Annotated in this window: 19 protein-coding genes and 4 pseudogenes; 18 read left to right on the top strand and 5 right to left on the bottom strand. The window is 62.5% G+C overall.

Annotated elements, in window-relative coordinates:
* Positions 1–75: 75 nt before the first annotated feature.
* From AYJ54_RS46695 to AYJ54_RS04910, 5 genes are all read left to right on the top strand, one after another.
* Positions 76–836 (top strand): IS5 family transposase gene (locus AYJ54_RS46695; RefSeq protein WP_430641395.1). Its coding sequence is split into 2 segments (ribosomal slippage): positions 76–409 and positions 409–836, totalling 762 coding nucleotides; the frame shifts between segments, so codons are not numbered across the junction.
* Positions 833–1066: a hypothetical protein gene (locus tag AYJ54_RS46690; protein ID WP_245328893.1), complete on the top strand. Its 234-nt coding sequence runs from the start codon at positions 833–835 to the stop codon at positions 1064–1066. The genes AYJ54_RS46695 and AYJ54_RS46690 overlap by 4 nt, the downstream gene beginning before the upstream one ends.
* 30 nt (positions 1067–1096) lie before the next feature.
* On the top strand, positions 1097–1471 hold the full coding sequence (locus AYJ54_RS04920; RefSeq protein WP_063696965.1) for a hypothetical protein: 375 nt from the start codon (positions 1097–1099) through the stop codon (positions 1469–1471).
* Between the two features lie 70 nt (positions 1472–1541).
* On the top strand, positions 1542–2255 hold the full coding sequence (locus AYJ54_RS04915; protein ID WP_063696963.1) for an SDR family oxidoreductase: 714 nt from the start codon (positions 1542–1544) through the stop codon (positions 2253–2255).
* 137 nt (positions 2256–2392) lie between these two features.
* Positions 2393–2854, top strand: coding sequence for a MarR family winged helix-turn-helix transcriptional regulator (locus AYJ54_RS04910; RefSeq protein WP_063696995.1), 462 nt, complete (start codon positions 2393–2395; stop codon positions 2852–2854).
* 870 nt (positions 2855–3724) lie between these two features.
* Here the strand turns inward: AYJ54_RS04910 and AYJ54_RS04905 are convergent.
* A complete protein-coding gene (locus tag AYJ54_RS04905; protein WP_063696961.1) occupies positions 3725–4459 on the bottom strand; it encodes an IclR family transcriptional regulator in 735 nt (244 codons plus the stop codon).
* 90 nt (positions 4460–4549) lie between these two features.
* Here AYJ54_RS04905 and AYJ54_RS04900 point away from each other — a divergent pair, with 90 nt between their 5' ends.
* The 9 genes from AYJ54_RS04900 (at position 4550) to AYJ54_RS04860 (ending at position 14114) form a co-directional block, all read left to right on the top strand.
* Positions 4550–5230 carry an RraA family protein gene (locus AYJ54_RS04900; protein WP_063696959.1) on the top strand — a complete coding sequence of 227 codons (681 nt, stop codon included), beginning with the start codon at positions 4550–4552 and terminating at the stop codon, positions 5228–5230.
* A gap of 2 nt (positions 5231–5232) precedes the next feature.
* A complete protein-coding gene (locus AYJ54_RS04895; RefSeq protein ID WP_063696957.1) occupies positions 5233–6495 on the top strand; it encodes a 3-isopropylmalate dehydratase large subunit in 1263 nt (420 codons plus the stop codon).
* Complete coding sequence (locus AYJ54_RS04890; RefSeq protein WP_063696955.1) at positions 6492–6989, top strand: LeuD/DmdB family oxidoreductase small subunit; 498 nt, start codon at positions 6492–6494, stop codon at positions 6987–6989. Before AYJ54_RS04895 ends, AYJ54_RS04890 begins: the two co-directional genes overlap by 4 nt.
* Complete coding sequence (locus tag AYJ54_RS04885) at positions 6986–8164, top strand: pyridoxal-phosphate-dependent aminotransferase family protein (protein WP_063696953.1); 1179 nt, start codon at positions 6986–6988, stop codon at positions 8162–8164. The genes AYJ54_RS04890 and AYJ54_RS04885 overlap by 4 nt, the downstream gene beginning before the upstream one ends.
* Before the next feature lie 31 nt (positions 8165–8195).
* Positions 8196–9203 (top strand): extracellular solute-binding protein, encoded by a 1008-nt coding sequence (locus tag AYJ54_RS04880; protein WP_082905482.1) that lies wholly within the window; start codon positions 8196–8198, stop codon positions 9201–9203.
* 58 nt (positions 9204–9261) lie between these two features.
* The gene (locus AYJ54_RS04875; RefSeq protein WP_245328892.1) at positions 9262–10269 is read left to right on the top strand and encodes an ABC transporter ATP-binding protein; all 1008 of its coding nucleotides are present in this window, start codon (positions 9262–9264) and stop codon (positions 10267–10269) included.
* A complete protein-coding gene (locus AYJ54_RS04870; RefSeq protein WP_063696947.1) occupies positions 10266–11903 on the top strand; it encodes an ABC transporter permease in 1638 nt (545 codons plus the stop codon). Before AYJ54_RS04875 ends, AYJ54_RS04870 begins: the two co-directional genes overlap by 4 nt.
* On the top strand, positions 11900–12976 hold the full coding sequence (locus AYJ54_RS04865; RefSeq protein WP_063696946.1) for a threonine aldolase family protein: 1077 nt from the start codon (positions 11900–11902) through the stop codon (positions 12974–12976). The genes AYJ54_RS04870 and AYJ54_RS04865 overlap by 4 nt, the downstream gene beginning before the upstream one ends.
* 508 nt (positions 12977–13484) lie before the next feature.
* Positions 13485–14114 carry a TetR/AcrR family transcriptional regulator gene (locus AYJ54_RS04860; protein ID WP_063696944.1) on the top strand — a complete coding sequence of 210 codons (630 nt, stop codon included), beginning with the start codon at positions 13485–13487 and terminating at the stop codon, positions 14112–14114.
* Positions 14115–14292: 178 nt separating this feature from the next.
* Here AYJ54_RS04860 and AYJ54_RS04855 read toward each other — a convergent pair whose 3' ends face one another.
* The 3 genes and pseudogenes from AYJ54_RS04855 to AYJ54_RS48905 all read right to left on the bottom strand — a co-directional run.
* The gene (locus tag AYJ54_RS04855; protein WP_063696942.1) at positions 14293–16998 is read right to left on the bottom strand and encodes a nitrate reductase; all 2706 of its coding nucleotides are present in this window, start codon (positions 16996–16998) and stop codon (positions 14293–14295) included.
* Positions 16999–17048: 50 nt separating this feature from the next.
* Positions 17049–18249 (bottom strand): annotated as a pseudogene (locus AYJ54_RS04850) (NAD(P)/FAD-dependent oxidoreductase).
* Positions 18250–18485: 236 nt separating this feature from the next.
* A pseudogene (locus AYJ54_RS48905) lies at positions 18486–18629 on the bottom strand (NAD(P)/FAD-dependent oxidoreductase); the annotation flags it as partial.
* Positions 18630–19399: 770 nt separating this feature from the next.
* On the opposite strand from AYJ54_RS48905, the gene AYJ54_RS04840 reads away from it, so the two are divergent.
* The 3 genes from AYJ54_RS04840 (at position 19400) to AYJ54_RS04830 (ending at position 22820) form a co-directional block, all read left to right on the top strand.
* Positions 19400–20482, top strand: a complete 1083-nt coding sequence (locus tag AYJ54_RS04840; protein ID WP_201724133.1) for a pyridoxamine 5'-phosphate oxidase family protein — start codon at positions 19400–19402, stop codon at positions 20480–20482.
* Positions 20483–20499: 17 nt separating this feature from the next.
* Complete coding sequence (locus AYJ54_RS04835; RefSeq protein ID WP_136623441.1) at positions 20500–22185, top strand: FAD-binding oxidoreductase; 1686 nt, start codon at positions 20500–20502, stop codon at positions 22183–22185.
* Between the two features lie 131 nt (positions 22186–22316).
* On the top strand, positions 22317–22820 hold the full coding sequence (locus tag AYJ54_RS04830) for an MFS transporter (RefSeq protein ID WP_063696935.1): 504 nt from the start codon (positions 22317–22319) through the stop codon (positions 22818–22820).
* A 184-nt stretch (positions 22821–23004) separates the two neighbouring features.
* On the opposite strand, the pseudogene AYJ54_RS04825 reads toward AYJ54_RS04830, so the two are convergent.
* A pseudogene (locus AYJ54_RS04825) lies at positions 23005–23936 on the bottom strand (LysR family transcriptional regulator).
* 84 nt (positions 23937–24020) lie between these two features.
* On the opposite strand from AYJ54_RS04825, the pseudogene AYJ54_RS04820 reads away from it, so the two are divergent.
* Positions 24021–24946: pseudogene (locus AYJ54_RS04820) on the top strand (ring-cleaving dioxygenase); the annotation flags it as partial.
* Between the last annotated feature and the right edge of the window lie 3 nt (positions 24947–24949).

Raw genomic sequence — 24949 nt, 5'->3', positions numbered from 1 at the left:
ACTAGGGTCTGTACTCAATAAGGATTCCCGTCTGGGCTGAGTTGTGATTCAAGCTTCCCAAGCGAAGGGGGCTTGATGGGGAAGCAACTGTACTGGCTGAGCGAGTCGGAGTGGAAGCGGATCGAACCGCTGTTGCCACGTGGGCGACGCGGGGCGCACCGCGTGGATGATCGGCGCGTAATCAGCGGGATCATGCACATGCTGCGATCGGGCGCACGCTGGCGGGACTGTCCGCCAGACTACGGGCCGTACACGACGATTTACAACCGCTTCAACCGCTGGAGCCGGCAAGGCGTGTGGAGCAATATTTTCTACGCGTTGACCGGCTCAACTGGCCGGGTCGGGACAATGTCCATCGACGCGACCCACATTAAAGCCCACCGCTCGGCGGCGGGCGCAAAAGGGGGGACTTCCAGCAGGCGGTCGGCCGCTCGCGCGGCGGGCGCACCACCAAAATCCACGCGCTAACCGAGGATCACGGACGTCCGATCGCCTTCTTGCTTACCCCTGGCAATTGCCACGATCTCGTGGCCGCGCGCGATCTGTTACCAGCCGTGCCTCCAGCCCGACGCTTACTGGCCGACAGAGCCTACGATGCCAACAGCCTGCGTGTTTGGTTGGCGGATCGCGGAACAAAAGCGGTGATCCCGCCTAACCCAACCCGCAAACATCCTCACCGATATGACGCCAAAGCCTATAAGAGCCGTAACCTTATCGAGCGCATGTTCTGCCGCCTCAAGGATTTCAGACGCATCGCGACCCGCTATGACAAGCGAGCCGACAACTTCCTATCCGCCATCCACTTGGCAGCCGCACTCACCTGGTGGATTAATTGAGTCCGGACCCTAGTATCGAATACGCCCCAACGTCGATCGAAGCGTTCAAGGACAAGATGGAAAATCTCTACAAGTTTCCTCCGTTCCTGGTGCAACACCTGGTCGAAGTCGCCCAGAACTATCGCGACGGCATCTTCTCCGGCACAAACAATGCGGTCGAGAAGATCACCGGAACGCCACCACTCTCGGTGCAGCAGTTCATCGCTCGGAATCGAACCGTATTCGGCTGAGCACGGCCAAAGACAAATCGGGGTTGGAAAATGCCGCACACTCAAGACGAGCGTCACCCGTTTCTGGACGATCTGACCGCTGACGCCGTGCTGATCAGCTCGGTGTTACGCGGTCCTGTCACCGGACGCGACGAAATCGGGCTGGTCGTCAACGCCGTCGGAACTTTTTACGCGTCACAGGCACCCACGTTTATTCAGACTGTTGGCTCGCGGCTTCTTCTCGAATACGAGGCCGTTCTGACCAGCGGCGAGAGCCTGAGCGCAGCGGTCTTGGTCGACCACAACCCCGACGGATTGGTGCCGCGCGTCAGCGTGCGGATGAGCCCGCTTGGCGCTGTGCTGTCTCTCGCCACGCATCTGCGAACGGCGCTTTCGAAGCAGTTGCCGGAAAACTTGTTTCTCTGAACTGAACACGCTCAAGCCAGCAGCGGGAATTGGCTCGGCTGGCATGCGGGCTCTGGAAAGGTAGCTTGCCATGGACGTCAAAAACGCAACTGTCTTCATCACTGGTGCCAATCGCGGCCTAGGCCTGGCCTTTGCGCGCGAGGCGCATCGCCGTGGGGCAGTAAAGGTCTACGCGGGCATGCGCAACACAAGCGGGTTCAAAGAGCCGGGCGTTGTCCCCGTGAGGATCGATGTCACGGATCGAACATCGATCGCCGCGGCGGCCGAACTGGCGGCGGACACGACCGTGCTCATCAACAACGCTGGCATCGCCGCTCTGATCGATGGTCCGCTGGCGGCCGACGTCGAAGCACAATCGGCCCGCTTGTTCGAGACCAACTACTATGGCGTCATTCGCGTCACACAGGCGTTCGAGCAAATATTGCTGGCTAAGCCGCACGCGGCCATCATCAACGTGCTTTCGGATATCGTGTGGCTTCCGCGGCCCTATCTGACGCCCTATGCCGCGTCAAAGACGGCAGCCTGGAGCTACACCAACCAGCTTCGCTATCATCTGCGCGAGCGCGGCGTCCAGGTTCTCGGCCTGCATGTCGGGTTCGTCGATACTGACCTCACCAAAGGCATTGACGTGCCAAAGGCGAATCCCGACGACGTGGTGCGCCACACCTACGATGCTCTCGCCGCCGGCAAAAGCGAGGTTATGGCCGACAAGGGAACAACGATGCTAAAGAGCACGCTTGCTGCCGAGGTGCCCGGCTACATCACTCCACCGCCAGGGCTTTAAACGCGGCGGATGAAGACAGTCGGTTTCCGGAGCCGGATCGCGCTTCCGGCGCCGGCTGTCTTCGGAAAATGCCAGGGCGCCCGCACCAAGCCTATGCTCGCGCAGGGGCCATCAGTGGGAATCGAAAGGACAAGGAGATGCTGTCGGTCAACAAGCCACTTGGAATCGATCTATGCAACTGCTTCGCCATGAGGAAGGCAAACCGGCAGATCTCTCGCTTCTACGATGCCCACCTTGAGCCGGTAGGCCTGCGCATTACGCAATTTCTCACCTTGGCCGCCCTGAACGAGGTCGGGAGCGCGGCGGTTAATGCCCTCGCCGAACGGCTCGACATTGAACGGACGGCGATGGGCAAAATGGTCGGTCTTCTGGAGCGTGACGGCTTGGCCAGGATCCGCCCCTCTCCCACCGATGGCCGAAGCCGCCTTATCGAACTCACTGATGCGGGTCGCCGACTTCACGACAAAGCGGCCCCTCTTTGGCATGAAGCCCAACGACAATTCGAGCAATTGAACGGCGCGAAAAACGTCGCCGCCCTGCGGGGAGCCTTGAGGAGCATGGTCGCCGGCGAGATCAAGCTGGGTTCATCCGGAGACTGAGCCTAGCTGTCGGCTTCACTTTCCACTATGAGGGGCGTGCCCGCCAAGTTCAAAGCGGCTCCTCGGCACGTGAAATCACCTCTCAAAGGCAAACCGGACCTTCACTGATTTTTTCGCAGCCAACGCAACTCGCGCCGGCGGAGTCCAACCGCTACCGTCTGGCGTACGAAATCGTGGAAAATCGTAGTTCGGCGGAAAAAATCGTAGGATTGGCAGCGGGGGGCGCTACCAGCCCCCGATCCAGCGGTTCTTTGTTCTCGAATTTGACGAGCGGAGCTCCGCGATCCGTCGTGAAGGGGATGATGCATTCGTCCCGCGGCAACTGAGGATGCTCGTCTCTGCTCGCGTGTTACCCTGCCCTCGCGAGTTCTTGTGAACGTCGCCCGACCCGAAGCCGCCCTGTCCCGCTTCATGGGCAAGTTTAAGCTAGCTTCCGCAACCAAGGTCGAACGTGATCCGGCAACAATGGCGGAGCGCCACTGATGGTAGCACACGCGAGCAAACGCCTCCTAATGGCCAAGCTCACTAGTCACCATCGTCGTCCTGATCGCGCTGCTCGTGTGGCGCATGACCGACCATAAGCCGACAACCGGATGCAAGACCAACCGCCCGACGGACATATCCGCAAGCCGGAAGCCAAGTTGAAGGCGGCTTGTGCGTCTTGCTCGCATAAACTACGCGCTGGGATCCCGTAAAACTGAGCCGGATTGGACACCAGTATCTTGTGTTGCTGCTGAACATCGGCGATCTACCTGGCAAGCCCATCGAGAATCTTTCCGACGTCGGGACAACGGCAGAATCGCAAAGACCAACAGGCGCGTCGCTCTGACGGCGAAGACGTCGGTCCGCCGAACCCCCGACCGAGCCGCATCAGGGAGAGCCTGATTCAGCCGATGGTAGGCTGATGATCCGCGGCGCGCCGACCTCCCGGGGCAGTTGCGCCCCGAGCACAAGCGACAACTGATGCGAGGCGTCAGCGAGCCGCGACGCCAGCGCCCGGAGGTCGGCCCGACGGATGCGTTCGATGGGGCCGCTCACTGTCATGGCACCCACCAGCGCTCCGTCGTGGCCGAAGACGGCGGTGGAGAGGGAGGCCGTCAGGGCGTCGTAGATTCCGGAACTGACGAAGATGTGCACGCCGTCATCCACTCGGTCCGTCCAACGAGCCGTCCGCAGCACTTGTCCCGTCGAGGTCAAATCGAGCGGCGCGAGATTTGTCGGCCGCGCGACGTCGCGTACGAGTTGGGGCGAATCCACCCGAAACAGGCAGAGCCGGCTATCGCGTTCGCGCACGTGGAACGCGCTGCTTTCCAACGTCTCCTGGCTTAGCCGCTGAAGCAGCGGCAGCACATGCTGCTCGAGATTGAAATTGGCCCGATAGGTGGTGCCGAGCTGGAATGTCTTTGCGCCGAGTGCGTAGCGGCCGTCAGTGAGGCGGACGACGTAGCCGGCTTCATCCAGCGACACCAGCGAGCGCATCACGGTTGGCTTCGCCAAACCCGTGATCTTGGCGATGTCGGCTAGGCTGCGCGACCCGGCTCCAGCGAAGGTATCCAGGATCGCCAGCGCGCGTTGCACGGCGGCGACCCCTTGCGTCTTGGGCATCGAAGTCCCTGTCCTGCCGATTTTCGGTTGACCTCGGCGCGTCACCATTACACTATGCGTAACGGCATTCCATTTTCAATGGGGTTGGATATGGCCGTAGGGTTCAGGATCCTTTCGCGCAAGCGGGTTGTCGCAGGCGAATGGATCGAACGGGCCCGCGCCCTTCCGGTCGCCAATATCAGTGATGTGATGTCACGCATTGCCTCGGGCGGCGCCACGCTCCGGCCCATGCATGCGGCGGGTGGCATGGCTGGTCCCGCCCTGACCGTGAAGACCCGCCCCGGCGACAACCTGATGGTCCACAAGGCGCTCGACATGGCCGTCGCCGGCGACGTCATCGTGGTCGATGCCGGTGGCGACCTCACCAACGCTATCTTCGGCGAGATGATGCTCGCGCAAGCCGCCAGGCGCGGCGTCGCCGGCATCGTGATCCACGGCGCGATCCGTGATGCCGCCGCCATCCGGGCGAACCCCCTTCCTGTCTTCGCGGCGGGTGTCACCCATCGCGGCCCCTATAAGGACGGTCCGGGCGAGATCAACGGGCCGATCGCCATTGGCGGCATGGCCATCCAGTCCGGCGACCTCGTGCTAGGCGACGACGACGGCGTCCTCGCCGTCGCAATCGACGATTGCCGAACGGTGATCGAGGGCGCTGAAGCCAAACAGGCCGCCGAGGCCAAGCAAATGGCGGCGATCGAAGCCGGTACGCTCGACCGTAGCTGGGTCGACGCCTCGCTCCGCCGTCTCGGCTGCGAGATGCCAGAGGTCTAGCGATGGCCGGGCGCACGATCTCCGAGAAGATCCTCGCTCGGAAATCCGGGCTGGATGCGCGCGCAGGGAACCTCGTGGTCTGCAAGGTCGATTGCGCACTCGGCACCGACGGTTCGGTCCCGATGGCGCTCGATTATTTCAAGGCGATGGGCGGTGAGAGCGTCCGCGACCCTGCCCGATTGGTCTTTGCACTCGACCATTACGTGCCGCCGACGAGCCCGCAGACGATCGAACTGCATCGCGTCATGCGAGACTTCGCCAAGCGGTTCGGCATCACACTACATGATGCCGGCGAAGGAATCGGCCACCAGCTCATCGTCGAGACGGGGCGCGCTCTGCCGGGCGGCTTGGTCGTCGGAGCCGACAGCCATGCAGTGACATACGGGGCGCTGAATTGCTTTGCGACCGGCATCGGCTCGTCCGATCTCGCCGCCATCATGCTGTGCGGCCGGACGTGGCTGCGCGTGCCGCATTCGATCCGCGTGGTTCTGACTGGACAACTGCCGAGCGGCGTCTATCCGAAGGATGTCGCACTGGCGCTCGCGGGCCGGCTCGGTGCGGACGGTGCCGCCTATCAGGCACTCGAATTCGCAGGGCCGGGTGTCGCTACGCTCGCACTGGAGGACCGCCTCGTCCTGAGCAATCTTGCGGTCGAGATGGGGGCGAAGACCGGCATCTTCCCGGCCGACGGGGAAACCGTCGCGTATCTGGAGGGCCGCACCGGCCAAACCTTCGAACCGGTCGCGCCGGATCCTGATGCCCGCTACAGCCAAACTGTGGAGATCGCGCTCGACGCACTCACGCCGCAGGTCGCGCTGCCGCATCTGGTGGATCAGGTCGTGGCGCTTGAGGATGCCGCCGGTACGCCGGTGCAGATGGTGTATCTCGGCACCTGCACGGGCGGGAGGTTACGCGATTTCCATCAGGCCCGCGCGGTGCTGGAGGCGGGTGGAGGCGTAGCGCCCGGCGTGCAGCTCGTGGTCACGCCGGCATCCCGCGAGATCCGCGACGCTATGAGCGCCGATGGCACGCTCGACGCCCTCATAGGCTTCGGCGCGACTGTGGTCGAACCCGGCTGCGGCTCCTGCTGTGGAACCTGCGGGGTGATCCCCGGAGACGGAGTTTCGGTGATCTCGACCGCCAACCGCAACTTCAAGGGCCGCATGGGCAACGCCAAGGCATCGATCTACCTTGCTTCGCCCGCCGCTTGCGCCGCCGCGGCGACCCGCGGTGCCGTAACCGATCCTCGCAAGGTGTCGCGATGACAGCTCTGCGAGGACGCGCACGGCTCGTCGGCGACGACGTCAACACCGACTCGATCATCAGCTCGGCCCGCAAGCGCGAGAGCCTCGACCCCGCCGTTCTCCGGCAATTCCTGTTCGAGCATGTCGACCCGGCTTTCGCAGCCTCGGTGCAGCCCGGGGACATCCTGGTGGCGGGCAGGAATTTCGGTTGCGGGTCGGCCATGGAGGTCGCCGTCACGACGGTGCTCGGGGCCGGCATTCCGGCGGTGATCGCCCGAAGCTTCTCGCGCACCTACTACCGCAATGCGATCAACAACGGCCTGCTGCCTCTGGTCTGCGATACGGGCGGCATTCGGGACGGCGACATTCTGATCTCCGACGACATCGGCGCGATCCGCAACGAATTCACCGGCGAAACGCTGCGGCCGGAGCCTCTGCCGCCGATCATGAGAGCGATCCTCGGTGCGGGCGGCCTTGTTCCCTACATGCGTCAGAACGGTGACTTCAAACTATGACGGCCACAGACATTCCATCCGCCATCGCCGCAACAGGATACCGTCTACGGCTTCCCGGCCCCACGGAAGTGCCCGAGCGGGTGCGGCAGGCGATGGCCCAGGTGATGGTCAACCATCGCGGTCCCGAGTGCCGGACCGCAATCGGCGAGACCGAGGAGATGATCCGCCCGATTTTGGGCACGACGAACCACATCCTGTTCTTTGCCAGCTCCGGAACCGGCGTCATGGAGGCCGCGCTCGTCAACACGGTCGGACCCGGCAGCCGGATCCTCGTGATCGAGCATGGTCAGTTCGGTGAGCGTTTCACCGCGATCGCCAAGGCCATGAACATCACAGTCGACACGGTCGCAACCGCGTGGGGCCAGGCGATCGATGTCGCTGCGGTGGAGGCTCGGCTGCGCGAGCACTCCTATCGAGCCGTCGTCGTGGTGCACAATGAGAGCTCGACCGGGATCGTGGCCGATCTCGCAGCCCTTGGCGCACTTGTGCGCGACCGGCCAACGCTGCTCATCGCGGATTCGGTGAGCGGTCTCGGCGGCATCGAGATGCGACAGGACGAATGGGGCGTCGACATCGTGGTCTCGGCCTCGCAGAAGGCCCTGATGTGCCCGCCCGGCCTCGCACTCGCCAGCGTAAGCGCCAAGGCGTGGCGCGTGATCGAGCAGGACGAGGGACGATCGGTCTTCTATTGGGATTTCCGCCGAGCGTTGAAATCCGTGGAGCAGAACGAGACCGCGTTCACGGCGCCGGTGAGCCTTATCTATGGCCTGCGTCAGTCCCTGACGATGATGCACGAGGAAGGCTTCTCCAATGTGCTCGCACGCCACAAGCAGCTCTCCGGCGCGCTGCGCGCCGGAGGCACAGCGCTCGGGCTTGCAGATTTTTGCAACGATGGACCGCGCTCGAGCACGGTCGTCGTCTTCAAGGTCCCCGACGTGCTCGAAGGCGGAGCCATCGTGCGCCACCTCTACCAACATCACCGCACGGTGATCGCAGGCGCCCGCAACCGTCTCTCCGGCCGCGTTATCCGGTTTGGCACGATGGGTGTTTTGAGCGCTGGGACCATTCTGACCGATCTCTTGCATCTCGAAGACACGCTAACGAACTTTGGCTTGCCGATCGAACCCGGTTCCGGGCCCAAGGCGGCCGCCGAGCACCTCGCCGCAAAAAAATGAGCAACAGCTGAAACCACAAGGGCGAACCACGATGACATGTCCTGCCTCCGTCCTCGCCCGAGTCGTGACGCTCGCGGCATCGCTATTCGCAGCCGGGTCAGCCTGGGCCGAGCAGCACGTCGTGCTCTATTCGGCCAACGACGACACCGTGAACAAGCTTGTTGCCGAAGGCTTCGCCAAGGCGACCGGAATCAAGGTCGACGTCGTCTCGACAGGATCAGGTGTCCTCGTGCGCCGCATCGCCTCCGAGGCCGCCAATCCGCAGGGCGACGTGATCTGGGGTGTCAGTACAACGCTCTTGCGGCTGGCCAGCCCAAACCTTCAGGCCTACCCGGCCAAGGGCCGCGAAGCCGTGCCGGCCCAATTTCGGGATCCAAATGATCTCTGGCTCGGCACGAACATCCAGGTTGTTGTGATCGGCCAGAATACGAAGTCGATCGACAAGGCCAGTGGGCCCAAATCCTGGACCGACCTGCTCGACCCAAAGTGGAAAGGCAGGCTGGCCTTTACCGATCCCGCCAATTCCGGATTCTCATACGCGGCCGCCAACGTGCTTCTCTCGCTGTGGGGCGAGGGAGACGCCGCCTGGACAAAGATGGGCGAGCTGCTTGCGAATGCGAAGGTCCTCAACCGCTCGACCCAGGTCTTCGACGGGATCGGCAGCGGCGAGTATCCGCTCGGCATCACCCTCGAATATGCAGGCTTCCTGTGGGCCCATAATGGTGCGCCGGTGGACGTCGTCTATCCGGCTGAGGGCACACATGCGGTCGTCGAGGGCGCAGCGATCCTGAAAGGCGGACCGAACCCTGAGCCGGCCAAACAGCTCATCGACTATCTGGCCAGCAAGGAGGTCCAGGAGATGTTGCTGAAGGCGACCTTCCGACGCCCTGCCCGTCAGGATATCGAGCTCGAGGCATTCGCGTCCGGCATGATGCCCTTCTCGGCCATCAAGGTGCTGCCCTATGACGACGCGAAATGGGAATCGACCCGGCGCGAGACACTCGCGCGGCTGAAGACCACGATCCAGAACACACGCTGATTCCATGACCAGTATCCGGATTGAAAACCTGACCCGCACCTTCGGCGCGGTGCGGGCCGTGGACGACATCTCGCTCGTCATCGAGCATGGCGAGCTGTTCACGCTGCTTGGGCCTTCGGGCTGCGGGAAGACGACGCTGCTGCGCATGATCGCCGGCTTCGTCGATGTCGAATCCGGCTCGATTTCCTTCAACGACCAGCGCATCGATCGTCTGCCCGCGCATCGTCGCGACACCGGCATGGTGTTTCAGAACTACGCGATCTTCCCGAACCATACGGTAGCCGAAAACGTCGCCTACGGGCTGAAGGCCAGGAAGGTCCCGCTTGCCGAGATCCAGTCGCGTGTCGATAAGGCACTCGAGCGGGTGCGCCTGGAGGGCTACGGGCCACGTTCACCACACCAGCTCTCGGGCGGTCAGCTGCAGCGCGTGGCAATCGCTCGCGCGCTGGTGATCGAACCCGCCGTGCTCCTGTTCGACGAGCCCCTGTCCAACCTCGACGCGCAACTGCGCACCGAAATGCGGATCGAGGTCCGGCAGCTCCAGCAGGCGCTCGGCCTGACCGCGATCTATGTAACGCATGATCAGGAGGAGGCGCTCGCTATCTCCGATCGCATCGCCGTCTTGCGTCACGGCAAGATCGAGCAAGTGGACACACCCGAACGCATCTATCGGATGCCCCAAACCGCCTTCGTGGCCGAGTTCCTCGGCTCGACCAATATGGTGCCGGGCATCGCGAGAGCTTTCGACGGCCGTGATACTCATGTCGCAGCAGCCGGAACGGAGTTCACGGTCAGGGGCGAGATCGCCCGGCCGGGCGCTTCGGTCCTGCTGTCGGTCAGACCAGAGGCGTTGCGACTGGGCGACGGTTCCGGCGGCGCTCTCGTCCAAGCCCGCCTGGCGCTGCGTGAATTTCTTGGCCCGATGCAACGTCTCCACGCAACCCTGCCGGACGGCACCCAGATTCGCATCTCGGCGCTCGGCGGGCAGGTGTTCGACGGGTCGCCGGGCGCGCCGCTCGCCCTTTCGTACGACCCTGCGCAGATCACGGCATTTCCGGCGTCATGAAACGCTTCGCCACCATCGTGACGCTGGCGGCCCTGGTGCTGCTCGCGGTTTTTCTGCTCTACCCGCTGGCACTCGTTCTGGACGCGAGCATACGGATCGACGGCACGGGTGGCCTGACATTTGCGAACTATGCGACGATTGTGAAGAGCCGCTACTATCTCGGTAGCATCGGCAACAGCCTGCTCGCCGCCGCGCTCGCGACGGCCCTCGCATGCGCCATCAGCATCCCTCTCGCCTTCTGTCTCGCCCGAATCGACGTGCCGGGCCGCGCGCTCCTCCTTACGCTTGCGACTCTGCCGCTCGTCCTTCCCTCGTTCGTCAGCGCCTACGCGCTGGTGCTGTTTTTCGGCCATGCCGGCGTCGTCACCACAGCTTTACGCGGGATCGGCATCCCTATCGGTTCGATCTACGGCCTTCCCGGCATCGTCATCGTGTTCACGTTGACGCTTTATCCGTACGTTGTCATGCCTGTCCTCGCCGGTTTCCAGGCAGTCGACGCCTCTATGGAAGAGGCAGCTCGCAATCTCGGCGGTTCGCAGCCTTATGTGATCCGCACCGTGCTCCTGCCGATCGTGATGCCGGCGATCCTGGCCGGCGGACTATTGGTCTTCGTCGAGGCGCTGGAGAATTTTGGCGTGCCGGCGGTGCTGGCCGAAGACCGGCCATTCCTGGCCGTCGACATCTTCAAACTCTTTGCCGGTGAGTCTGACGCCAACCCGGCCGCGGCGGGCGCGCTCAGTGTGCTCCTGATCGCCTGCACGGCGCTCACGCTTCTGGTTCAACGGCACTATCTCGGCAAGCGCCGTTTCTCGACCAGTGCCCGCAGCGCGCCCGCGAAATTGCCGCTCACGCCAGGACTACGACTGGTCGCTGCGATCATGAGTTGGGGTATCGTGATCGTCTCGCTATTGCCTTTCACGGCCGTGTTAATGGTCTCCGTCTTGCGCTTCCGCGGCCCCGTCCTGACCTGGGAGCTGGGATTGGTCAATTACGCCACCCTGCTGTCGGGCTCCTATCGGCCGCTGCTCAACACGCTGACGCTCGCCAGCATCGCGGCCGTCGCCACCATGCTGATCGGTGCTCCGATCGGCTATGTCGTAGCTCGGCACCGCACCCGCTTGTCGGGCTTGCTCGACTTCGTCGGCATGGTGCCGTTTGCGGTCTCGGGCACGATCCTGGCGATCGGGCTCATCATCGCGTTCAACAGCGGTCCTCTGATTCTGACCGGCGGTTGGCTGATCCTGGTCATCGCCTATGTCGTCCGCAAGCTACCGTTCGCGATCCGGTCATCCTCGGCAATCGTGCATCAGCTCGATCCCTCGCTCGAGGAAGCCTCGATCAATCTCGGGGTCTCGCCAATTAGAACCTTCGCGACCCTGACGGTGCCCTTGATGGCAAGTGGCCTTGTCGGCGGGCTGGTGCTCGTCTGGATCACGGCGGCATCCGAGTTGAGCGCGACCATCGTGCTTTATGCGAGCGGCTGGGTCACCACGACCGTCGTCATGTATCATGCCATTGAGGGCACGGGCGCGGGGCTCGCGGCCGCCGCGGCGGCGGTACTCATCCTCGTCACTGCAATCCCGTTGCTTCTGGTCAACCGGCGCATCAGCAAGCAGGAAACAACAGTGATATGACGGCAGGACAGGACGGCATCAACGAAGCAGCCCGGACACTCCCGAATTTCCGTAGCGACAATGTCGCGCCGGTCAGACCTGAGATATTGCAGGCGATCGCAGAAGCCAATCGCGGCCCGGCTGCCGCTTACGGCGACGACGATTATTCGAAGCTGCTGAATCGGCGCTTTTCGACGCTGTTCGAGACCGAGGTCACGGTATTCCCGGTCTCGACCGGCACGGCGGCCAATGCTTTGTCGCTCGCGAGTTGCGCGCGGCCCTATGGCGCCGTCTATTGCCACGAAGAGGCACATATCCACACGGCGGAAGGCGGCGCGACCGAAGCCTTCACGGGCGGCGCGAAGCTCCTCCCCATGCCCGGCCCGCACTTTCGGATCGAGCCGTCGAACCTGCGCGAGGCGCTGGCCAGCGCGGGCTGGGGCGTCCGCAATCGCGCCCAGCCCGACGCGATATCGATCACTCAGGCCAGCGAATATGGCACCATCTACCCTCTCGCCGAGATAGCCGAGATTGGAGCAATCGCCCATGACAAGAATCTGTCGCTACACATGGATGGCGCCCGATTCGCCAATGCGCTGGCGCGGCTCGGCTGCAGCCCAGCCGACATGACCTGGCGGGCCGGCGTCGACATCCTATCCTTCGGGGCGACCAAGAATGGGGCGATGTCGGCGGATGCGATCGTGGTTTTCGACCAGGACCTCGTCGAATCCCTCTCCTATCGGCTCCGCCGCGCTGGCCAGACCGCGTCAAAGATGCGCTATGCATCTGCGCAGCTTCTCGCTTACGTAGAGGATCGCCTTTATTTGCGGCTCGCGGCGAAGGCCAATGCCGTGGCCGCACGCCTTGGCGCAGGTCTCGCCGCGCTGCCCGACGTTCGGCTCGTTGCGCCAGTGGAAGCCAATCTGGTCTTCCTCAACCTGCCAGGTCAAGCCATCAACCGCCTCGCGGCGATCGGGCTGCACTTCGCACGGCGGGGCCACGACGTGATCCGGTTCGTGGCCCGCTTTGACAGCACTGAACAGGAGGCGGACGAGCTCATCGCGCTCGTCCGTTCTGCAGTCACACGAAGCTGAGAGTGATAATTCCGTAACAGCTCATTCTGCAAATAGATGCTCGTCTACCGCTCAGCCAGCGCCCGCGCATATTCCGCGCACGGCGTTTCGTAGCTAGGCTCTATGCCCACGACTACGGGTGCAGCTACGGCTACCGGCGCTACGCACCCAACTCAGCGGCTATCCGCCCACGCACCACTAGCCGGCGGTATCGCGCGCGCGATCACGACGATCGCCGCATCGAGTGATGGGCTCCACCGGTGTTGCGGGGCTGTTGCTCGAAAGCAATTGCCGGGATGACATGCTGACCGAGCGAATGCGGCATATGATAGACGACGTGCTCTCCAGCGGCGTTCTTCCGACGATCTGCGGCACTGACTTGTAAGTCCAAAACTAACTTGTTTGTTATTTGAGCTGCTTGAAACCGTTGCGACGGTACTGCAGTTTATAAAGGCGCTCTGAAGCAATCCTCCTACTTGGATGCGGCTTCGAGAATCGAAACACTAGCTTGTCGCCAGAGAGAGGTTCGATGTCGTATCCTGCCGAGCACCGCCACCTGACCAAACAGAACATTGTTCGGAGCGCACGGCGACTCTTCAACCGCCGTGGGTTCGATACCGTGTCAATCGACGACGTTATGGCTGATGCCGGGCTCACCCGGGGAAGTTTCTATAGTTACTTTGAGAGCAAAGGTGATCTTTACGCCGAAACGGTCACCCAAATTTTAAGTGAAAAGCAGCTTTTAGGCGGCGACGGAGTCAGCATCGATTCGCGCGCTTTTGACAGCGCGGCTCAGTTCGTTCGCGACTATCTTTCGCGCGAGCATTTCGACGATATCGACGGAACCTGCCCCCTGATCGCTTTTCCGACCGACTTTTTGCGCGAGGAGCACCGTGTTCGGCAAGCATTTGAAACTGTGCTCAGGGTCATGATCGATATTTTTGAGCAGGCAATGCAGCGTAATGGACAGGCGGCCCGATCCCGGGCTCGCGCGATTGCAACGCTATGCGTTGGCGGCATGGTGTTGGCGCGCTCGATCGAGGATCGCGTGCTCGCCGACGAAATACGCGAAGCCGCAATGAACGTCGCGCTGTCGCTCGGACAGTGGCCGCGCGAGGGTTCTGCCGCAACTGAACGCGAACGCCTGCACTCCCCTTGAAGCGTTCGGACGCGCGAACGAGGTCCAAAAGGTCTTCGCTCCGTTGGCGTGAGATACGCCCTAAAGCGCCCAGCACCTCGCCCGTTGAATAGACGGTTAAAAGAATGGCAAAGCGGGCGACCGCTCCTCCCATGCAAACACGGGCAGACGCCAGGCCCGCAAGCTTGACGCTATCAGCCTAGCTGGCGGTTCGCGAGCCAACCGCGGACGCGGTCCGCTCGATAATTCCCTGCAATTCCGGAACGCAGGAACCGCAATTGGTGCCGGCGCGAAGCGCTCGCCCGATATCGCCGACGTTCGCGGCCCCCCCTTCAGCCACGGCGCGGCGGATGGCTTCAAGTCCGACACTGTAACAGGCGCAGACGATCGGCCCGGTTTCGGCAACGCCCTCGGTGCTTTGGCCGGAAAGAAGAAGACGCCGGTCGCGCTCGGCCAAGATTCCCAGATCGAACAGCGCGCGCACGACCTCCCATCGCGGCGGATTTTGTGACGGCCCCGAGAAAATGCAGGCATCGATCTTGCCGGCGCACAACGCAGCGATGCGCACGATGCCACGCGGCAGATCGATATATTCCGCACGCTCCCGGTCGCCACATATCAGCTTTTCGACCAAACCATGCCATCGGGCGGGCAATTCGTTGGTCGCGAACAGAAGCCCGTGACCCCCGGCAACGGCGACGCGCGCGAACCACGTTCCGTCGGGGAGCGCGATCAAGTCGCGCGTGAGCGCAAAACCGCGATAGGCGAACTCGAGAGGTTCGACGCGCGCGGGCGTGGCCTTGAGCTCGGGCTGGCCGGAAAGCGGATCGTTTTCCGCCATCGCCAGCGCGCCGACGCACGCATCGGCCGCCGTCGAATAGCTCCAGTGAATTGGTGCGAAAATCGATCCGCGTTGCTGACCCGAACGAACGCAAACCCGAAACACGGCGCCGCCATGGGGCGTCGTGACCTTGGCGAAACCGCCATCGCTGATGCCCGTCCTACTCGCATCATCGGGGTGAACATCCACCATCGGTTCGGGTGAATGCGCGCCCAGCCGCGGACTCTTTCCGCTGCGCGTCATCGTGTGCCACTGATCGCGCAGGCGCCCGGTGTTGAGGCGGAGCGGAAAAGCGTCGCTCGTCGCCGCACGCACCCCCGGATGTCCCGGTGCAATGAAGCGGCCACGCCGATCGCTCGTGAAAAAAGCTCCGGCGCCGAAGAAGCGTGCTTCGCCTGGTTCGACTCCGGCTTTCACGGGCCACATCACCGCGTCGAGCTGGTCATAGTCATCGTCGGCGAGCGCCGCGAGACCACCCAAGTCGAAGGCGCGCCGACCATCATTCTCGAACGCTGACAGCGCCGCGTGCTCGCGAAAAACGTCTGCCGGTTTGCGGTAGGCAAACGCGCTCTCGAAGCCGAGGCGCTGAGCCACTTCGCTGACGATCCACCAATCGGGCTGCGCCTCGCCGGGGCGCGGCAGGAACGCACGCTGGCGCGAAATACGCCGCTCCGAATTGGTAACGGTGCCGTCTTTTTCGCCCCAGGCGGCCGCAGGCAAGAGCACATGCGCGCCCGCGTCGACGGTGTCGTTGTGAAGTGTAGTCTCGGACACGATGAACAATTCGAGCTTTTTCAGCGCCGCTCGAAAGGCGCCCGCGCGCGGCAGCGACACGGCCGGATTTGTCGCCATGACCCAGAGCGCCTTGATTGTTCCGCGTTCGATCGCTTCGAACATGTCGACGGCCTTGAGGCCTTCGCTCGCCGCCATCCGGGGCGCGTTCCAGAAGCGGCGGACGCGATCGGTTTCACTTGGCGAAAAGCCCATATGGGCGGCGAGTTGATTGGCGAGCCCACCGACTTCGCGGCCGCCCATGGCGTTGGGCTGGCCGGTCAGCGAGAACGGTCCCATGCCCGGCCGGCCGAGGCGCCCGGTGGCGAGGTGAACATTGATGATCGCATTCACCTTGTCAGTTCCCTGCGCGGACTGATTGACCCCTTGCGAGTAGCAGGTGACGACCCGCTCGGTTCGCGCGAACAGCTCAAAGAAGCGGGCAACCTCGCCGAGATCGAGTCCGCCCGCACTGGCAGCCGCTGCCGCGTCGCCGGCGATCTCACGGGCGCGCGCAAGCACATCGGCAAAGCCGCTCGTATATTCCGCGATATAGCTGTCGTTGAGCGCGCGCGTATCGGCGAGGTAGGCAAGCAGCCCGCAAAACAGCGCGGTATCCATTCCGGATGCGATCGGCAGGAACAGATCCGCCGCGGCCGCCGTCGCGGTGTGCCGCGGATCGATAACGACCAATCTGGTGCCGCGCTCTTTTTTCGCGGCAATGATTCGCTGATAGAGCACCGGATGGCACCACGCCGCATTGGAGCCGACGAGCACGATCAGATCGGCCTCGTCGAGATCCCGGTAAATGCCGGGCACCACGTCGGCACCGAAGGCGCGGCGATGGCCGGCAACGGAAGAGGCCATGCACAGCCGCGAATTGGTGTCGACGTTGGACGAGCCGAGAAAGCCTTTGATCAGCTTGTTGGCGACATAGTAATCCTCGGTGAGCAACTGGCCGGAAAGATAGAACGCAATCGCGTTCGGCCCGTCGCGATCGACGATCGTGCGCAGTCCGTTTGCGACCTTTGCCAGTGCGGTGTCCCAACCGGTACGTGCAAGAGAACCGTCTGCCCGACGAAACATGGGGTGGAGCAAGCGCTGGTCGAGCGAAAGCGTTTCGCCGAGCGCCGAGCCTTTCGAGCACAGCCGCCCGAAATTGGCCGGATGCGCGGGATCACCGGAAATAGTCGCATCGCCTTGCCGGTCCACGGCAGCGAGGATGCCGCAGCCGACGCCGCAATATGGACAGGTAGTGCGCACGGCGGGAGAATGCGGCGATAAACTGTTCATGACCGGCTCCTGTTCGACTCAGCTGTTTCGTCGCGAGGACGCCGGCCGCTCTAGGCCGCTTGCCGCTCGGCCAATGCTCGACCGAAAATGAGATCCTCGCGGACGGAATCGATCGTTGCGCCGGAACGAATAAGATCGAGATACCAGAACGAATCGGCCGTATCGCCGCAGAGCACGGCGCCGACGACGCGGCCGCCGGCAATCACCAGCTTTCGGTAGGTACCGAGACCCTGATCGCTGAGCACGACCGACTCCGTGCCGGGCGCTCCGAGAAAATCGCCGGCGGAGAACACATGAACGCCGGAGACCTTGAGATTGGTGGCGTTCACGCTGCCGAGATAGCGCGCATCGTGGCCAGCAAGGCGCTCGGCCAGCGCGCGCGCCTGCTCGTTGGCGGGCTCCACCAGACCGTAGCAGACGCCGCGATGCTCGGCGCATTCCCCGATTGCGAAAACATCGGACGTGCTGGTAACGAGATGATCGTCGACGACGATGCCGCGATTGACCGCGATACCGGCGTGAGCGGCAACTTCGGCATTCGGCTTGATGCCGACTGCAACAACGACCATGTCGGCCGCAAGGACGCGGCCGTCCTTGAGCACTACGCCCTCGACGTGACTATTGCCGACGAATCTCGCCGTCGCGACGTCCAGCAGAACCCGGATGCCTTTCGCCTCGACCGCACGCATGAGCAGCAATGCGGCGCGCGCGTCGAGCTGGCGCTCCATCAAGCGATCCATAAGATGAACCAGTGTCACCGATGCGCCGGCCTTGGCGAGACCGTAAGCCGCCTCAATGCCCAGGAGCCCACCGCCGATCACGACAACGGGCGCACTCCGGCAGACAGCTCGCGACATCGACGCGACGTCGCTCACGTCGCGGAATGTCAGCACGCCGGGCAGATCGGCGCCGGCGATGCGCAAGCAGATCGGCCGCGAGCCGGTGGAGAATACGAGCTTGGCGAATGGCAACACTTTGCCGTCGGACAGCGTCACGGTGCGTGCGGCAATATCCGCCGCCGCCACGCCGACGCCGCAGCACAAGGTGATGCCCCGATCGCTCCACCAGGCCGCCGGCTTCAGTGAAATGTCGCTCGGGCGCACTTCGCCAGCCAGCACCGACGAGAGCAGCACGCGATTATAGGCAAGGTGCGGCGGCGACAGCATAACGGCCGAGCGCACGCTGGGCGAGCTCTTCGCACAAGCAGGCAGCCGCCATGCCGTTGCCAACGATGACGAGGGGTTCGCTCATCGTAATCCTAAACCCTGCGCCAGCGTGTGAGAGCGGCAGCCTTAGCTAAGACGATCATGGTCTTCCGTAACATTGTAGTACTCCTTTTGAGACGCGACGGCGTTTATTCGACTGACAAAAACGCTGACAAAAGATTCACGATCGTTCGCCTGGATTGCGAAACTCAGATCCACCGCCGCTGTGGAGTTGTGACGGACGAAGAATATGTTCAAGAACATATTTTGACTGACGGTATTGGACGAAAGCAGCACGCGATCATAAGCAAGCCGCTCTTCACGAATCACCGAGACGGCATAACGGCCGATCGCACGCTGGACGAGCTCTTCGCACAAGCAGGCAGCCGCCATGCCGTTGCCAACGATGACGAGCGGTTCGCTCATCGTAGTCCTAAACCCTGCTCCAGCGTCCACAGCAGCGCCGCGCCAACGGGCGTGCAATCGGCTGCCTTCACGCGATAATCGACGTGTCGCTTGGCACGAGCGCTCGCCCCCGGCAACACGGCATAGAGATTGCCTAGCCACAATGCCCAGCGTCACCATCGGCTCGCAGCCTTGTTCCGTCATATCGCCGCGTAACAAAGGTTTGACTGCCGGCGCTATCTCGAACAGCCGCCCATAGAACAGGGCGGCGGCTTGCGACGTCGGTGCAATCAACTTTACGCGCAGTGATCCGCGGCGCGGACCACGCATGCGCGGAGCGCGGAGCACGCCGCAGATGTGTCGGGTATGACGCGACAACGCCGAGCGAAATGGCTGTAAGCGGCCATGGATGAGTCGGCGAGGCGCTTCCAACTGGCGCGACAATACCGCCAGTCAAAATATGTTCTTGAACATATTCTTCATCGATCTCAACTCCACAGCGGCGGCGGAGCATGGATCTGATTTTCGCAATCCAGGCGAACAATCGGTGAATTATCTGTCAGTCGAATGGACGCCGCTGCGTCTCGAAAGGAGTGCCTACAGTGTTACGCAAGACCGTGATCGTCTCAGGTAAGGCTGCCGCTCTCACCAGCGGACCGGCTGTCGAAGCGTTTTCGCATGGCGATGCAGAGGGGCACGTGTGGTCCGCGCTGCGGATGGTTGCGCGCTAAGTTGGTTGCACCGACATCGCAAGCCCTGTTCTATGGGCGGCTGTTCGAGGTGGGACAAATATGAAAAATATGAACCTGCATCGAGTATCTTTGGTTGACAGCCCAGCAAGTAATCCGCCGCCTTCCGGGGTCGGCCACCCGCCGGGCCAGCCCGGTGGTCCTGTAAAGCTGAAAACCCCGAGCCTCCTGCCCGGCTCCGACGGCGAGCACGCGCTGCAGGCGAAATATGCCTCCGAGGATCGAGCCAATACCTTTTATGCCCGGCAGGTCCTGAATTTTCTTGCCCCGCGGATGCGGGAATTCATCTCCCGGCAGGAGTTCATGTTCGTCGGCACTGCCGATCGTCACGGCGAATGCGATTGCAGCCCGAGATTCGGCGAGCCCGGCTTCATCCATGTGCTCGGGAACAAGCATCTCCTCTACCCTGAATACCGCGGCAACGGCGTATTTGCCAGTCAGGGGAATATTTCTGAGAATCCGCACATCGCTCTGCTGATCCTCGATTTCTATCGAGATTCCGTCGGCCTGCATGTCAATGGCAAGGCGCGCATCGTGCAGAGCGACGAGCTCGAAACCTTTGCCGACAAGCTGCCCAAGGATGTGCTGGCCGAGTTGGCGAAGGACGGCAAGAGACGACCAAATGGGTGGGTGATGGTCGAGGTCGAGGAGGCCTACATCCAATGCTCCAAGCATATCCCGCTGCTAAAAAAGCTGGAGCGACAGATCGATTGGGGAACCGACAGTGTCGCCGCGAAAAAGGGGGATTATTTCCAGCTGAAAGACATCCCGCTCTATGACCGGATCGGTGGCGACCAAGCGATGGCCATCGCCATCGATCTGTTCCACCGCAAGCTCCTCGAGGACGACCTCGTCAGGCGATTTTTCGACGATGTCGATATGGCGGCTCAGCGGCTCAAGCAGAAGTCCTTTCTCGCCATGGCCTTTGGCGGTCCGTACCAGTGCAGCGGCGTCGAGCTGGTCAGCAAAATCGGGCTCGAGACGCAGCATTTCGACCGGATATCCGTGATCCTCAAGGAAACTCTGGAAGAGCTGAAGATCGGAGCCGCGGAGATCGAAGAGATGATGCAGGTCATCGAGACCACGCGCGAAGCCATTCTGAATCTCTTTGATCGCCAGTGCTGACGGTGAAGGAGCACACCATGACCATGGGGGATCGCGACGGGATTACAGGATCGGACCCACAGGAACCGGCATTTTGGGGACAGCTATTCGCCGGCCTGGCGGCGCCCGTCATCGTCGCGGACAGCCCCGGCGGATGGTCGGCACCGCAATCCGAAACTCTCGTACGTCGCCGCAAAACCTGGGTCGATCGGCTGTTCGCGGGCGAGGAACCATATGGCAACTCACCCGACAAAATCGTCATCCTGCAGAACGGCGTCGAGATCGAAGATGTGCCGATCGATCCGCTGGGCAGCTGGACCGTCGTCGGACGACATCCCCGAGCCCATATACAACTCGAGGCCCACAAGCTCGGCCTGTTTCACGCCGCCTTCCACAAGAAGGACGGCAGGTTCTATCTCCATGCGATCGATCTTGAATGCGGGACGCTTCTCGATCGAAAAAAGATCAAGGCGGGCGTGCCGGTTCCGCTACGGGATGGGTCCCTGGTCGACATCCCGGGCTATCAACTGCGTATCCGCCTTGCCAATTCTCCGGTCACCGCAGGGGAGGAGATCGCCGAGGCCGGGGAATTGGCGGAAATTCCCTCCTATTTCTACGTCCCGCCGCTTTCCAGCTCGGCGCTGACGAATCTCATCGAGGATCGCGCCGCTATCGCGCTCTGGTCAGGCGGCGTCACGAGCTTGAGGGTGGCGGACATCATCGAGGAAACCGCCGACGCCAAGACCTTTCGGCTCGTCGGCGAAAAGCCCCTCTTGTTCTCCTATCGACCGGGTCAGTTCGTGACCCTCCTTCTCACCATCGATGGCGAGCATATCGAGCGGTCCTACAGCATCTCATCGAGCCCGTCCCGGCCGCATGTTCTCGAATTGACTGTGAAACGCGTACCCGGTGGTCGTGTGTCGAACTGGCTGTGCGACCATGTCATGCCGGGGGAGCGGCTGACCATCAAGGGGCCGGCCGGAAAATTCAGCTGCTTCGATTGTCCGGCGTCAAAGATGCTGTTCATCGGCGCAGGCAGCGGGATCACGCCGATCATGTCGATGAGCCGCTGGATCGTCGACACAACCACCGATGTGGACGTGAAGTTCCTGGTTTCGTTTAAATCGCCTGCGGACATCATTTTCCGCAAGGAGCTCGAGCTCATCTCGGCCCGGCATGCCTGTTTCCGCGTTGCCGTCACCCTGACCTCCGCCTGGTCCGGACGAACCGAATCATGGACCGGCCTCACTGGGCGATTCGACAAGTCGATGATCCATGCGCTGGTCCCCGACCTCGGTCAGCGGCACGTCTTCCTGTGCGGGCCCGAGCCCTTCGCCGCGGAGGTAAGGAGGATCCTCCAGGAGCTAGGCTTCGATCAGGCCAAGCTTCATAGCGAGAGTTTCGGATCCAGCCGCGTCGCGGGGGGAGGTAAGCGCGCGCCGAAGCCGCTGGCGTTGTCCGAGCCGCGGCACCGTGTCCACTTCATCAAGAGCGACAGGACGGTCGAGACGGACGAAACCGTGACCCTCCTGGAACTGGCGGAAGCCCACGGAATCGAGATGGATTACGCCTGCCGGACCGGCAGTTGCGCAGAGTGCGAGGTGAGTTTCGCCGGAACGCTTTCCGAGAAACCAGAATGTGAAAAGCACCGCCGGCGCAAGGAGAACGGTACCGCCCTTGCCTGTTGCAGCGTCGCCCTTTCCGACATCGAGGTGGAAGCGTGAAAGACGGCGCGCAGCCATACCAGGACCTGGGGCCCCGTCGGCGGCGGCGCGGTCAGCTGCATTGGTCGCTTGGGGCTCTCTTTTTTCTTGGATGCGACGGATCTCCAGATCGTCCATCGGAGCAAACATTGATGCAGGGCCATAAGGTTGAACAGCTTGGGATAGCGACCGTCGGCTTTTTTTGGTGCTTCCTGATGTGGTTTTCCACGGCTGCGTTCAGTCCGAGCATCGCGGCGACGTATCACCTCACGATCAAGGACCTTGGCCTGCTCGCCAGTTCGGCCATCTGGATGGCGCCGGTCGGACGCATCGTCGCCGGCTGGGCGTCCGATCGATTTGGCGCTCCGCGGAGGTTCGCCGCAATCCTTGCCGGCTGCGGACTGGTTTCGATCGCGTCGGCCTTCACCACCAGCTACGAGCTGCTTTTCGCCGAGCGAGTGGTCGTCGCCATTGCCGGCGTCTCCTTCGTCGTCGGTGTCCAGCACGTGGCGCAATGGCTCGATGCCCACGAGATCGGCACCGCGGAGGGACTTTACGCCGGCACCGGCAATGTCGGCGCCGGCGTCGGCACATTGTTGCTGCCGCGCATCTTCGGCACCGACTATCGGCAGCCTTCATCCGCGCGATCAGCTTGACCAGAAGATGGAGCATCTCACGCTCGGTGGATGCTTCCTCCAAAAGCCCGTTCTGGATGTCGGCGAACGTGTCGGCCTCGCCGGCGACGCGCGGAATGGGGACCGGCCCTGCGCACGAACGAGACCGATGAGGGATAGGATCGAGGCGATCGCATCGGAGGACCTGGAACGCATTGCAACTCCGTCAAGCATCGACTTCGCGCCCAAAGCGTTCGACGAGAAAATCGATGAAGAGCCTGACCTTCACTGACAAGTGTCGCGTCGGCGGATAGATCGCATACAGCGTAAGCGGCGGCGACCAGAAATCCTTCAAGATCTCCTTCAACCATCCGTTCTTCAGCGCCTCAACGGCGATGAACTTGGGTATCAACGCCACTCCCCTCCCATTGACAGCGACGTCGCGCAACACCTCGGCATTATTCACGCACAGGGACCAGGCGGGCTGGATCCAGTGCTCCCCGTCCGCGCCCGTCAGTTTCCACTGGTTGCCGGTGAGGAGGAATCCGTAGGTCAGCGAGACGTGATCGCGGAGATCCCGCGGGTGCGATGGCGTGCCGTGCTTCTCGAGATAGTCGGGCGATGCACAGGTCACCCTCGGCATGGGCGTGATTTTCGCGCAATCAGGCTCGATGATTCGAGCTCGGCGATTCGAAGGGTCACGTCGAAACCGTCCTGGACGGGATCGACGAGATCGTCGCTCAGCACAAGCTGGAGCTGCATTTCCGGATATTTGACCATGAAGTCGGCGAGCGCCGGGCCGAGCTTTATTGTGCCGAAGGACATCGGCGCATTGATACGCAGAAGTCCGCGCGCAGCCGACTGCAAGTGCGTCACGGCCTGGTCGGCCCCATCAATCTCCGAAAGAATGGCGAGCGCGCGCTCGAAATAGAGCTGACCGTTCTCGTTCGGGCTGGCATGCCGCTTCGTACGATTGAGGAGCTGTACGCCGAGACTCTCCTCCAGATCGCCGATGTATTTGCTGATGGCGGACCTGGACAGACGCAGTTGGCGGGCCGCCTCCGAGAAACTGCCGGTTTCGACCACCTTCACGAACGCCTGCAGGCTGGTGACTTTGTCCCATCTTCGATTCTGCCAACTCGTAGACAGTGACTTCATAAAAGCACGAATTGTTCTCCCATCAAAGCCGTTCGATATATCGCCGGGAGAGCTCTAGCGGCTCTTGCGAACCCGGAGGGCAAAATGTCAGGCATCCATCACGTCACCGCCATTGCAGGCGACCCGCAGAAGAACTTCGGCTTCTACACACGCGATCTCGGACTGCGCTTCGTCAAGAAGACCGTCAATTTCGACGATCCGGCTACGTATCATTTCTACTACGGCGACGAGGCTGGCCGGCCCGGCTCGATCCTCACCTTTTCCCCTGGGAAGGAGCTCCCGCAGGTCGTCGCGGCGTCGGCGAAACCCATCAGACCACTTTCCGAGTCCCGCAGCGCTCGCTGGGCTTTTGGACGCAGCGCTTGCTCGAAAAGGGCATCAAGTTCGAGGCGCTCGAGAAGCGTTTCGGCGAGTCCGTGCTCGCGTTCTCTGATCCCGACGGCATGGCGCTTGCGCTCGTCGGCGTCGTCGGCGCCGATGATGAACCTGCTTGGAGCAATGGCGACGTGCCGGCGGAACACGCGATCCGCGGCTTCCAGGGCGTCACCCTCCTGCTCGATGATGCGACCAAGACCACAAAGATCCTGACCGATGTGTTCGGCTTCCGCGAGACCGCGCGAGAGGGATCCGTCACCCGCTTGACGGCGCCCGACGACGCACAGGGAAACGTCGTCGATATCTATGAGGCGAAAGGTTTTCTGCGCGGCGGCCAGGGCCGCGGCTCCGTGCACCACATCGCGTTCCGCGCAAAGAATGATGCCGAACAGGGAAGCATGGCCCAGAAGCTCGTCGGCAATCATGGGCTGCATCCCACCGAGCAGAAGGACCGCAACTATTTCCGCTCGATCTACTTCCGGGAGCCGGGCGGCGTCCTCTTCGAAATCGCGACGGACATTCCAGGATTCGCGGTCGGCGAACCTCTGGAAACCCTGGGCCGTGACCTGAAACTGCCGAGCTTCCTCGAGCCGCACCGCAAGGAGATCGAGGGGGTCTACCCAAGCTTCAAGAAGTGG

The sequence above is a fragment of the Bradyrhizobium centrolobii genome (assembly GCF_001641635.1).
GTDB classification, from domain to species: domain Bacteria; phylum Pseudomonadota; class Alphaproteobacteria; order Rhizobiales; family Xanthobacteraceae; genus Bradyrhizobium; species Bradyrhizobium centrolobii.
The sequence above is the reverse complement of the archived record's forward strand: the minus strand, read 5'-3'. Positions and strand labels throughout refer to the sequence as shown.

Bases quoted from the DNA above. Each gene is read 5' to 3' on its own strand.
- AYJ54_RS04920 (WP_063696965.1), top strand. From the start codon at position 1,097: ATGCCGCACACTCAAGACGAGCGTCACCCGTTTCTGGACGATCTGACC.
- AYJ54_RS04890 (WP_063696955.1), top strand. From the start codon at position 6,492: ATGACAGCTCTGCGAGGACGCGCACGGCTCGTCGGCGACGACGTCAAC.
- AYJ54_RS04900 (WP_063696959.1), top strand. From the start codon at position 4,550: ATGGCCGTAGGGTTCAGGATCCTTTCGCGCAAGCGGGTTGTCGCAGGC.
- AYJ54_RS04860 (WP_063696944.1), top strand. From the start codon at position 13,485: ATGTCGTATCCTGCCGAGCACCGCCACCTGACCAAACAGAACATTGTT.
- AYJ54_RS04895 (WP_063696957.1), top strand. From the start codon at position 5,233: ATGGCCGGGCGCACGATCTCCGAGAAGATCCTCGCTCGGAAATCCGGG.
- AYJ54_RS04905 (WP_063696961.1), bottom strand. From the start codon at position 4,459: ATGCCCAAGACGCAAGGGGTCGCCGCCGTGCAACGCGCGCTGGCGATC.
- AYJ54_RS04835 (WP_136623441.1), top strand. From the start codon at position 20,500: ATGACCATGGGGGATCGCGACGGGATTACAGGATCGGACCCACAGGAA.
- AYJ54_RS04830 (WP_063696935.1), top strand. From the start codon at position 22,317: ATGCAGGGCCATAAGGTTGAACAGCTTGGGATAGCGACCGTCGGCTTT.
- AYJ54_RS04885 (WP_063696953.1), top strand. From the start codon at position 6,986: ATGACGGCCACAGACATTCCATCCGCCATCGCCGCAACAGGATACCGT.
- AYJ54_RS04840 (WP_201724133.1), top strand. From the start codon at position 19,400: ATGAAAAATATGAACCTGCATCGAGTATCTTTGGTTGACAGCCCAGCA.
- AYJ54_RS04880 (WP_082905482.1), top strand. From the start codon at position 8,196: ATGACATGTCCTGCCTCCGTCCTCGCCCGAGTCGTGACGCTCGCGGCA.
- AYJ54_RS04910 (WP_063696995.1), top strand. From the start codon at position 2,393: ATGCTGTCGGTCAACAAGCCACTTGGAATCGATCTATGCAACTGCTTC.
- AYJ54_RS04855 (WP_063696942.1), bottom strand. From the start codon at position 16,998: ATGAACAGTTTATCGCCGCATTCTCCCGCCGTGCGCACTACCTGTCCA.
- AYJ54_RS04915 (WP_063696963.1), top strand. From the start codon at position 1,542: ATGGACGTCAAAAACGCAACTGTCTTCATCACTGGTGCCAATCGCGGC.
- AYJ54_RS04870 (WP_063696947.1), top strand. From the start codon at position 10,266: ATGAAACGCTTCGCCACCATCGTGACGCTGGCGGCCCTGGTGCTGCTC.
- AYJ54_RS04865 (WP_063696946.1), top strand. From the start codon at position 11,900: ATGACGGCAGGACAGGACGGCATCAACGAAGCAGCCCGGACACTCCCG.